We start from the raw sequence: 9,223 nt of genomic DNA, 5'->3' as shown, positions 1-9,223 counted from the left end.
AACCACCACCCGCCCAGGCGAGAGGGACGCGCTGCGGGAGGGGCGGTGGAGGGGGTGGCCCGGAGAGGGGCGTTGCGGGTGATTTTCAGACTGCCGACGGCGCCCAAAACCCCACCCACAGAGTCGGCAGTCGGAAAATCATCCAGCCCCCGGAGCGGCCACCCCCGGAACCGCCCCGGCCACCCACCCTCCCGAGAGCCACCCCCGAACACCAACCCCCACCCCACCCCCGAAAACACCGACGGGGCGGCGACCGAAAACGGCCACCGCCCCACCGAAAATCCCGACCGACCGATCAGACCGCCGGAACCGGGAACGTCGGGTACTCGACACCCGAGATGTACTGCACGACCCGCACGACCTGGCACGAGTAACCGAACTCGTTGTCGTACCACAGGTACAGGATCGCGTTGTCGCCGTCGACCTTGGTCGCGCCGGCGTCCACGATCGAGGCGTGCCGCGAGCCGATGAAGTCGCTGGAGACCGCGTCGGGCGAGTCGATGAAGTCGATCTGGCGCTTCAGCGGCGAGGTCAGCGAGACGTTCCGCAGGTAGTCGAGGACCTCCTCGCGGTTGGTCTCCCGCTTCAGCTGCAGGTTGAGGATCGCGATGGACACGTCCGGCACCGGCACGCGGATCGAGCTGCCGGTGATCTTCGCCTTGAGGTCCGGCAGGGCCTTGGCGACGGCCGAGGCGGCACCGGTCTCGGTGATCACCATGTTCAGCGGCGCCGAGCGGCCGCGGCGGTCGGCCTTGTGGTAGTTGTCCAGCAGGTTCTGGTCGTTGGTGAACGAGTGGACGGTCTCCACGTGGCCGCGCACGACGCCGTACTCGTCCTCCATCGCCTTCAGCGGCGGGACGATGGCGTTGGTGGTGCAGGAGGCGCAGGAGATGATCTGCTCGTCCGGCTTGATCATGTCGTGGTTGACGCCGTGCACGATGTTCGGCACGTCGCCCTTGCCCGGGGCGGTCAGCACGACCTTGGCGATGCCGGGGCGCAGGTGCTTGGACAGGCCCTCGCGGTCACGCCACTTGCCGGTGTTGTCGATCAGGATCGCGTCCTTGATCCCGTACTCCGTGTAGTCGACCTCGCTCGGGTCGTTGGAGTAGATCACCGTGATCTCGTTGCCGTTGACGACGATCTTGTTGTTCGCCTCGTCGACGGTGATCGTGCCCTGGAACTGGCCGTGGATCGAGTCCCGGCGCAGCAGCGAGGCGCGCTTGACCAGGTCGTCGCCGCCGCCGTTGCGCACGACGATGGCCTTCAGCCGCAGGCCGTTGCCGGAGGCCTTCTCGATCAGCAGCCGGGCGACCAGGCGGCCGATCCGGCCGAACCCGTACAGCACGACGTCCTGCGCGGACCGGCGCTCCAGCTTGTTCGCACCGGTGGCACCGGCGACGGCCCGGGCGGTGAACTCCTCCACCGACAGGCCGTGGTCGTCCGCCCGGTAGGTCGAGGCGAGCATCCCGAGGTCGATCTGCGAGGGGCCGAGGTCCAGGGTGGTCAGCGCCTGCAGGAACGGCATGGTCTCGGTGACCGAGAGCTCCTCGCCCGCGATCTGCCGGGCGAAGCGGTGCGTCTTGAGGATGCTGACCACCGACTTGTTCACCAGGGAACGGCTGTGGAGCAGGACGGTCACGTCCTTCTCCCGGTGCAGCCGCCCGATGATCGGGATCATCGACTCCGCGATCTCCTCGCGGTTCTTCCAGTCCGTGAACACGTCGTCGTTGACAGTCACAAGTCCATCTTTCGAGCTGAGGGTGTTGCCCACATGGTAGCTTCGCCCGCCCGCACCCCAACGGCCAGGTCCCACCTTCCCCCACTTCCCCCACCCCTTCCACCTGCGCATCTCCCCACCCCACCGCCCCCGAGGGTGATCACCGCCACCCCGGAAACCCTCCGGCGGCAAGGGGATCCGGACCTTCGCCGTCAGCCCGGAACGACGACGGCGAACGCAACTTCGAGTGATCGCCGGGACCAGTACAGTGCCCCGCCAGCCGCTCCCACCGCCCCGCGCCGAGGATTTGCCGGGGGCCGGGTGGGGTGGGGTAATGAGAGACGGCCGGTGTTTCAACCTGCGTGAGAGACCCGGGAGCTTGCCATGAGCGGTGGGCCGGAACCGATCAGTGCCGAGGGCCTGCGGGCGCTTCGCGAGGAGTTGGCGCAGTTGCGGGCGGAGCGGGGGGAGGTGGCCGCGACGCTGCGCGGGGACGATCCGGTGGGTGATCCGGCGGATGCCGCCGACGAGCTGCAGCGGGCCTCCGACGTGACGAGGCTGGACCGACGGATCGCCGAGCTGGAGGGGCGGCTGCGGGAGGCCGAGGTGGCCGGGGCGCCGTCGACGGAGGTGATCGGGGTGGGCTCGACCGTCACCGTGCGGTTCTCGGACGGCGAGGAGGAGACCGTCGAGATCTCCGAGGTGGCGGAGGAACGGGAGATGACCCTGGTGACCTACGACAGCCCGCTGGGGAAGGCGCTGCTGGGCCGCCACGCCGGGGAGACGGTGACCTACGAGACGCCGGGTGGTGCGGCGAGCGCGGTCGTGCTGGCGGTGGGCAGCGGCGGGTAGGTCACGGTGCGTCGCCGCCACGAGGGAGGATTCATCCGTACCGAATCCGGACCGACCCCCCGAGGAGCCGACGACGATGGGCCGAGTGACCGTTCCGCGCAGGATACTGCGACTGCGCCAGGGCACCCCCTCGCACCGCCCCGACGCCCTGGCCGCCGAGGAGCCGATGGAGATCCGGGTCGGCGGCCGCCCGCTGACCGTGACCATGCGCACCCCCGGCAGCGACTTCGACCTGGCGGCCGGGTTCCTGGTGAGCGAGGGCGTGCTGCACGCCGCCGACCACCTGGCCGGGATCCGCTACTGCGCCGGGGCCACCGCCGACGGCGGCAACACCTACAACGTGGTGGACGTGGTGCTCGCCGCCGGTGTGCCCGCCCCGGACGCCTCGCTGGAGCGCAACTTCTACACCACCTCCTCCTGCGGCCTGTGCGGCAAGGCCAGCCTGGACGCGGTGCGCACCACCGCGCCGTGGAGCGTCGCCGAGGACGGGCTGCGGGTCACCCCCGAGCTGCTGTCCGCGCTGCCCGACCGGCTGCGCGCCGCCCAGAAGGTCTTCGACAGCACCGGCGGCCTGCACGCGGCCGGACTGTTCGACGCCGAGGGCCGGCTGCTCTGCCTGCGCGAGGACGTGGGCCGGCACAACGCGGTGGACAAGGTGGTCGGCCACGCGCTGCGCGAGGGCCTGCTCCCGGCGCGCGGCACGGTGCTGATGGTCAGCGGCCGGGCCTCCTTCGAGCTGGTCCAGAAGGCCGTGATGGCCGGCATCCCGATGCTCGCCGCCGTCTCCGCGCCCTCCTCCCTGGCGGCGGACCTGGCCGAGGAGAGCGGCCTGACCCTGGTCGGCTTCCTGCGCGGCGACTCGATGAACGTCTACACCCGCACGGACCGGATCGACACCGCTCGGGAGGAAGTCGCTCGGGAGGAGAACGCCTAGTCGAGAACCTAGTCGGAGGGCTGGGGCGTCCAGCGGTGCAGACCCTTGCGGTCGTAGTAGCGGGTCATCCCGAAGCCGAAGGCCAGGGCGAGCACCACGCCGACGGCGATCATGATCCAGCCGCGGGCCAGCCCGGCGTCGGCGCGCGCGTCGAAGAAGAGGATCGCCCGGATGCCGTCGCTGAGCTGGCGCATCGGCTCGAAGGCGCCGAGGAAGCGGTAGAACCCGGGCACCGCCTGCAGCGGGACGGTCGCCCCGGAGGACGGCAGGGCCAGCGCGATGAAGACGAACATGGACACCAGCTGCCCGATCCCGCCGAACGCGGCGTTGATCGCCTGCACCCCGAGGCCGACCGCGAGGCTGGCGCAGTAGGCGAACACCCACAGCACCGCCTGGTGCGGGGCGTCCATGCCGAGGACGCCGACCGCGCAGGCCATCACCAGCGAGGTGGTGAGCAGCATGATCCCGGCGGTCATCACCATCTTGAGCAGCAGGGTCTGGGTGCGGTTGATCGGGACGGTCGGGCGGCGGGTGTGCCAGGGGCCGATCTCGCTGTCGCTGTAGCCGAGCGCGCCGTCGACGCCGTTGTGGATGATGTTGCCGCCGATGAAGCCGCTCAGGACGGACAGCAGGGTGTAGTAGAAGGCGCTCAGGCCGAGCCCGCTGTGGCTGCCGATCGGGCCGGTCCGGGTGGTGACGGCGAACGGGTCGGCGAGCAGCAGTCGGGCGGTGGCGCCGCCGTCCGGGCCGGCGGCGTTCGAGGCCGGTACGGCGGCCAGCAGCTGCTTGCCGGCCGCGAGCGAGGCCTGGTGGGCGGCGCCCTGGGCGATCTGCGCGGCCATCGAGGCGCCGAGGCTGCCCAGGCCCGGGTTGGTGAGGATGGTCAGGCTGGGTCGCTCGGTGGCCCCGCCGGTGGCCAGCCTGGTGATGGCGGTGGTGAAGTCCTTGGGGACCAACAGCGCGGCGTACACCTTGCCGGAGGAGATCAGGTCGTGCGCGCCCGCGTCGTCGGTCTGCCGCCAGTGGACGGTGTCGTCGGGCGTGCCGGCCACCATCGCACGGGTCAGCTGGGTGCCGAAGTTCACCGGCTGGCCGGGCGGCGGAGCTCCCTGGTCGGCGTTCACCAGGGCGATCGGCAGCCGGTGCAGGTGGCCGTTCGGGTTGACGATGCCGCCCATGTAGAGCAGCGAGAGCACCACGGCCACCAGGGCGCACAGGATGCTCGGGAAGATCCACAGTTTCGGGTGCCGGGCGAGCGCCAGCGCACTCGCCTGCCGGGGAGCCTCCTGGGAGCCCGTGGTCGCCATGCCACCCCTCGGTTTCGGGCACGGGCCGGTGCCGTGCCGCTGCGGGTACGGCGGGAAGTCGTTCCGTGGCCGCGTCCCGGCCAAACCCGCGTCACCCGGGCGGCGCCACACGACCGGCACACATCCGGGAGGGTAAAGGTTGGTGCGTCGGCCGGGAGGAGGCGAGAGACATGGATTGCAGTAGTCCGGGCCACAGTAGCCCCGGCCCCCGCCTGTCCTCGTACGCCCCTACACCTCCGGCACGTGGTAACAACCTTCCCTGCACGTCGATCTGACGATACGTCAACACCGAAGCGGGGCGGCAGGAGTACCGGCTGGAGGAGGCCCAGCCGGGGACAGTGCCGCGGTAGACCGAACCGCCCTCCGGGCCCCTCGACCGTTCGCGGCACGGCGTTCGGCCATGATCGCTAAGCTTCCCCGAGGTGGAGACGACGGGCGAGGACTGGGGAGGGCGGCTTGCGGGACGGGTGGATCAGGGTGCCGGTCGGTGGCGACGCCGAGCGGTGGGCGACGCGGGGCGGGTGCCGGCGGGTGCTGCTGATCGTGCACAACGTGACGTCGGCGACCCGGCTGCTCGACGTGGTCGGCCTGTTCCGGGACGACCTGCGCGTGCAGCTCCTGGCCACCTGTCCGGGGACGTCTCCGTTCCGCTCCGGAACGTCCGAGCTGCTGGCGGCGCTCGGTGTTCCCGTGCTGCCCTGGGAGCAGGCATTGGACGTCGAGGCGGACCTGGCGATCTCGGCCAGCTTCGGCGGTCAACTCCAGGCGGTCAAGGGCAGGTTGGTCGTGCTCTCGCACGGCGTTGGCTACAATAAGAGGCTGGCCACACCGGACACCGGACACCGGACACCGGACACCGGACACCGGACACCGGGCGCCCGTTGCCCTCGGTGCCCTCGCCGCCGGCCCCGTGTTCGGGCTCTCGCCCGAGTGGGCGCTCGCCGAGGACGGCACCCCCGTCGCCGACGCCATGGTGCTCTCCCACCCCATCCAGCTCGACCGGCTCCGCGAGTCCTGCCCGGAGGCGGCGGGCACGGCGGTGCTCGGCGGTGACCCGTGCTTCGACCGGATCCTGGCAGCACACCCCCGCCGCGAGGCGTTCCGCCGGGCACTGGGAGTCCGACCGGGCCAGCGCCTCGTCCTGCTGAACTCGACCTGGAACCCCACCTCGCTGTTCGGCGACGGCGGCCCCGAGGACGTGTTGCCGCTGCTGCTGTCGCGGCTGCCCGAGCTGCCGGTGGACGAGTACCGGGTCGCCGCCGTGCTGCACCCCAACGTCTGGCACGGCCACGGCCCCGGGCAGATCCGGCTGTGGCTGGACGGCGCCGTCCGGGCCGGTCTGACCCCGGTCGATCCGGTGACGGACTGGCGGCAGGCGCTGATCGCCGCCGACGCCGTCGTGGGCGACTTCGGCTCGGTCAGCTACTATGCCGCCGCGATCGGCACCCCGGTACTGGTCGCCGCGCCCGGCCTCACCGTCGTCGAACAGTCCTCGCAGGTCGCCGAGTTCGTCCGCGAGGCGCCCAGGCTGGACCCGTACGCGCCGCTGCGCCCCCAGCTCGACGCCGTCCTCGCGGACGGCCGCGTCCCGTCCGGCCCGGCGGTCCTCACCACGTCCTGCCCCGGCGAGGCGGCCGAGCGCCTGCGGGCGCTGTTCCACGGGCTGATCGGCATCCCGGAACCGGCCACGCCCGCGCTGCTGGACCCGCTCCCGCTGCCCGCCCACCAGCCGGGCCGGGGCACGGCGCCGCTGCGGGTGCTCACCGAAGTGGACGACGGGACGGTGACGCTACGCCGGTTCGCCGCCGCCCGGTACGAGCCGGACGGGCCCGGCGACGGGCACCTGGCGGTGCACGAGGACACCCTCGATCCCGGCGCGCTGAACCTGGCCGACCTGATCCTCCAGCACACCCCGCCGGACCGGCCCGAGGACCCCCGGCTGGGCCCGCCCCGACAGTGGGCCGCCGAGGTGCTGGGCCGTCACCGCTCCTGCGCGCTGGCCGCCCTGGTCACCGGTCCCGACACCTGCACGGCCTTCGAACGCACCGGACTCGCCTGGGAGTTGACCGTCCACGGCCTCGACCCCGCCGCGGCCGCCTCCGCCCTGCTGGCCTGGCGGGCGGCGCACGGTCGCGCGTCGCCCGTCGAGCTGACGGTACGCAGTGGTGGTGCCGCCCACCGGGTGACGGTCACTCCGTCCCGTTGACGCACAGCGAGCGCAGCACCGCCAGCGGCGCGAGGTGGAACCGTGCGCCCTGCCGCTCCAGCAGGGTGCCCGCCTCGTCGAGCAGTGGCAGCGCCCGGGCGCCGTGCCCCTGCTCGATCAGCGCCTGCGCCAGGTCGGTGAGCGCCCGGGCGGTGTTGTATCCCTCGCCGGTGCCGCGGAAGAACGCCACCGCCTCCTCCAGCGCGGCCCGCGCCTGGTCGAAGCGCCCGAGACCGCGCAGCGCCCGGCCCCGGTGTCGGCTCAACAGGGCACGGGCGCGCGGCAGATCGGCGCTGCCGTCGCCCTCCGGGCCGACCCCGCCGAGCAGGCCGAGCGCCCCGTCGAAGCAGTCCAGGGCCTCGGCGTAGCGCCACTGCCGCAGCCGCAGCAGTCCGAGCGACTCGACGGCGGTGGCCTGGCCGCGCAGGTGCCCGTCCTTCTCCTCGGCCTCCGCCGCCAGCAACAGGTGCCGCTCGGCCTCCTGGTACTCCTGCAACTCGACGAGGGCGAGGGCGAGTTGGCCGTGCATCCGGCCGGCCACCCGCGGGGCCGTCCCGGCTGCGGTGGCGGCCCGGGCACCGGCCCGCAGGGCGGGCAGCAGTTCGTCGTGCCGGCCGGCCTTGAGCTGGACGGCCCAGAGCGCCTCGACCAGTTGGCAGACCAGCTCCGGCGCGGCGAACTCCTCGGCGGTACGGACGGCTTCGACCAGGTTGGGCAGTTCCGCGCCGAGCGCGGCGAGCGCCTGCGCCTCGTCCGGGTGGCCGTTCGGGCCGAGCACGGCGTACAGCGGGCCGAGGTGCCAACGCTGCGGCAGCGCGGTGTAGTCGGCGGCGACGGCGAGGCGCAGCAGCGTCTCGACGGTACGGGAGACGGCGGCGGCGCACGCGGCGAGCCCGTCCTCGCGGACGGCCAGGGCCTCGGCGTGCCGGCGGACCACCGGGCGGTAGTGGTACCGGCCGTCGACCGCGGTCTCCAGCAGGCCGGCGTCGGCGAGTTCGGTGAGCGCGGCGGCCGCGTCCGGCTCGGCGAGCCCGGTGGCGGCCGCGGCGACCCGCGCGGTCAGCCCGGGCCAGGGGCGCAGCGAGCAGCGGCGGTAGGCGAGGGCGGCGTCCGGCGGGAGTCGTCGGTAGCGGTCCTCGGCGGCGGCCTCGGCCGGATCGGCCGGTCGCCCGACGCCCCCGGGTCCCGCGAGCGCGGCTCCGGGTCCCGCGAGCGCGGCCTCGGCGAGGCCGGGGGCGGCGGTACGCAGGGCGAACGGGTAGCCGGCGCAGCGTTCCAGGACGCCGGGCAGGGCGGCCCGGGCGGCGGTGACGGCGTGCTTCCCCGCGACCTCGGTGAGCAGCCGGCGGGCGTCCTTGTCGGCGAGCGGGCCGACCGGGATGTTCACGGCGTCCAGTCCGGCCAGCGGGCGGCGGGCGGTGATCACCGTGAAGACCCCGGCGGCGGAGGTGAGCAACGGCCGGAGCTGGGCGGCGGAGTGGGCGTGGTCGAGGACGACCAGCAGGCGGCGGGTGGCCAGCAGCGCGCCGAACAGGTCGGCGCGGTCCTCGACGGTGGCGGGCACGTGCTCGGCGGGCACGCCGAGGCGGTGCAGGAAGCGGCGCAGCACCGTCGCCGGATCGGCGGCGTCCTGCGGCCCGGCGGCGCGCAGGTCCGCGTAGAGCTGACCGTCCGGGAAACGGGCGGCCTCGCGGCTGCCCCAGTGGATCGCGACCGCGCTGGTGCCGATGCCGTCCGGTCCGTGCAGCAGGGCCTGCCGGGGACGGCCGTCCGGCTTGCGGCCGCCCTCCTTGTCGAGCGCGGCGAGCGGGCCCTTGCGATCGGTGAAGTAACGGGTGGAGGCGGGCAGCAGGCGCGGCACCGCGTCCGCCCCGCCGGGGTCGCCCGGGTGGCCGGACGAGTTGCCGAACGGGAGGCCGGAGGGGACTCCGCTCATCCAGGCGGCCAACGCCCGGGCCTGCGCCGGGTCGTTGCGGGCCCCCTCCACCAGCAGCCGGGCGACGGCCTCGCGCTCAGTGGCCCCGGCGGGTGCCAGGATCTGCCGCCCGGTCGCCCGCTGCACCAGCCCGCCGAACGCCTCCCAGGCCCACTTGCCGGCCTCCCCGGCCATCGACGAACTGACCGCCCCCAACACACCCGAGACCGCCGAGATCGACAGCGGATCGACCATGCCCCACCCCCAGCACCACGCGCGGCAGGCTCCGCCC

Annotated in this window: 6 protein-coding genes; 3 read left to right on the top strand and 3 right to left on the bottom strand. The window is 73.3% G+C overall.

The window, feature by feature from the left end:
• Positions 1 to 295: 295 nt before the first annotated feature.
• Positions 296 to 1,738 carry a glyceraldehyde-3-phosphate dehydrogenase gene (locus ACWCYO_RS29325; protein WP_270142549.1) on the bottom strand — a complete coding sequence of 481 codons (1,443 nt, stop codon included), beginning with the start codon at positions 1,736 to 1,738 and terminating at the stop codon, positions 296 to 298.
• Between the two features lie 363 nt (positions 1,739 to 2,101).
• Between ACWCYO_RS29325 and ACWCYO_RS29320 the strand changes: the two genes are divergently transcribed.
• Positions 2,102 to 2,569 carry a GreA/GreB family elongation factor gene (locus ACWCYO_RS29320; protein WP_270142551.1) on the top strand — a complete coding sequence of 156 codons (468 nt, stop codon included), beginning with the start codon at positions 2,102 to 2,104 and terminating at the stop codon, positions 2,567 to 2,569.
• A 76-nt stretch (positions 2,570 to 2,645) separates the two neighbouring features.
• Positions 2,646 to 3,503, top strand: coding sequence for a formate dehydrogenase accessory sulfurtransferase FdhD (gene fdhD, locus ACWCYO_RS29315; protein ID WP_270142552.1), 858 nt, complete (start codon positions 2,646 to 2,648; stop codon positions 3,501 to 3,503).
• Between the two features lie 8 nt (positions 3,504 to 3,511).
• Here fdhD and ACWCYO_RS29310 read toward each other — a convergent pair whose 3' ends face one another.
• Positions 3,512 to 4,810 (bottom strand): YhgE/Pip domain-containing protein, encoded by a 1,299-nt coding sequence (locus ACWCYO_RS29310; protein ID WP_449785888.1) that lies wholly within the window; start codon positions 4,808 to 4,810, stop codon positions 3,512 to 3,514.
• A gap of 910 nt (positions 4,811 to 5,720) precedes the next feature.
• On the opposite strand from ACWCYO_RS29310, the gene ACWCYO_RS29305 reads away from it, so the two are divergent.
• Positions 5,721 to 7,016 (top strand): hypothetical protein, encoded by a 1,296-nt coding sequence (locus tag ACWCYO_RS29305; RefSeq protein ID WP_449785887.1) that lies wholly within the window; start codon positions 5,721 to 5,723, stop codon positions 7,014 to 7,016.
• Here the strand turns inward: ACWCYO_RS29305 and ACWCYO_RS29300 are convergent.
• On the bottom strand, positions 7,000 to 9,186 hold the full coding sequence (locus ACWCYO_RS29300; protein WP_449785886.1) for a tetratricopeptide repeat protein: 2,187 nt from the start codon (positions 9,184 to 9,186) through the stop codon (positions 7,000 to 7,002). The two genes, ACWCYO_RS29305 and ACWCYO_RS29300, sit on opposite strands and share 17 nt — an antisense overlap.
• Positions 9,187 to 9,223 lie beyond the last annotated feature (37 nt).

Source organism: Kitasatospora sp. NPDC001683, from assembly GCF_053596495.1.
The sequence above is the reverse complement of the archived record's forward strand: the minus strand, read 5'-3'. Positions and strand labels throughout refer to the sequence as shown.